This window comes from Nonomuraea sp. NPDC026600 (assembly GCF_040638335.1).
Taxonomy (GTDB): domain Bacteria; phylum Actinomycetota; class Actinomycetes; order Streptosporangiales; family Streptosporangiaceae; genus Nonomuraea.
In genome coordinates this window covers 1-1,305 of the sequence record NZ_JBEZYD010000116.1, presented here as the reverse complement: position 1 = coordinate 1,305, position 1,305 = coordinate 1, and the positions used below count along the sequence as shown (strand labels likewise).

The window sequence follows — 1,305 nt, the reverse complement described above, 5'->3', positions numbered from 1 at the left end:
AACGCTCACAGACGGCGTGAGGCGCGTACCGCCTACGTCTTCCTCGCGCCATGGTTCATCGGTCTGTTCGTGATCACGGTTGGTCCGATCCTGGCGTCGCTGTATCTGTCGTTCACCGACTACAACCTGCTGGAGTCGGCCAAGTGGGTCGGGTGGGACAACTACCGCGAGTTGTTCACCGTCGACACGCGGTTCCTGGCCTCGTTGAAGGTGACCACGGTCTACGTGGTGGTGTCGGTGCCGATGCAGCTGGCTTTCGCGCTGGGTCTGGCGCTGGCGCTGGATCGGGGTCTGCGCGGGTTGTCGTTCTATCGCTCGATCTACTATCTGCCCTCGCTGCTGGGGGGCAGTGTGGCGGTCGCCATCCTGTGGCGGAAGATCTTCGGCTCCGATGGGCTGGTCAACGCGGTGCTGGACGTCTTCGGCATCCAGGGCGCCGGGTGGGTCTCCGATCCGGACACGGCGCTGGGGACGCTGATCCTGCTGCATGTGTGGACGTTCGGCGCGCCCATGGTGATCTTCCTGGCCGGGTTGCGGCAGATTCCGCAGAGCTACTACGAGGCGGCTCAGGTGGACGGGGCGGGCCGGCTGCGGCAGTTCCGCTCGATCACGCTGCCGCTGCTGACGCCGATCATCTTCTTCAACCTCGTGCTCGAGGTGATCAAGTCGTTCCAGTCGTTCACCCAGTCGTTCATCGTCAGCAGCGGCACGGGTGGTCCGGTCGACTCCACGCTCTTCTACACGCTCTACCTGTACCTGAAGGGCTTCAAGAGTTACGAGATGGGCTACGCGGCCGCCATGGCGTGGGTCCTGCTGCTCATCATCGCCGGGCTGACCGGCGTGAATTTCCTCGCGTCGAAGTATTGGGTCTTCTATGGCGACACGAAGTAAAGCGGTTCCGGTGCTGTTCCGGCCGCTTCCGCGGGGCAGCCGCCTCCTCAAGCACGTCCTGCTGGTCGGTTTCGGGCTGGTCATGCTCTATCCGCTGTTGTGGATGGTGTCCAGTTCGCTGAAGCCGGAGGATCTCATCTTCCGCGAGCCGGGCCTGTGGCCGAGCACGTTCACGCTGGAGAACTACAGCGAGGGCTGGAGCGCGCTCAAGCACTCCTTCGGCTACTACCTGTGGAACTCCGCGGTGCTGACGGGCCTGACCGTGGTGGCCAACCTGGTCGCCTGCTCGCTGGCCGCCTACGCTTTCGCCCGGCTGAACTTCCCGCTGAAGAAGCTGTGGTTCGCGCTGATGCTCGGCTCGATCATGCTGCCCTACCACGTGACGGTCGTGCCGCAGTACATCGTGTTCTCCAA

Annotated in this window: 2 protein-coding genes; both read left to right on the top strand. The window is 63.6% G+C overall.

What is annotated here, in order from left to right; all coding sequences use genetic code 11:
• Window positions 1–891: sugar ABC transporter permease (locus AB0F17_RS66455; protein ID WP_358047864.1), on the top strand; the 891-nt coding region annotated here is incomplete at its 5' end.
• Window positions 875–1,305: carbohydrate ABC transporter permease (locus tag AB0F17_RS66450; RefSeq protein WP_358047862.1), on the top strand; the 431-nt coding region annotated here is incomplete at its 3' end. The genes AB0F17_RS66455 and AB0F17_RS66450, both read left to right, overlap by 17 nt.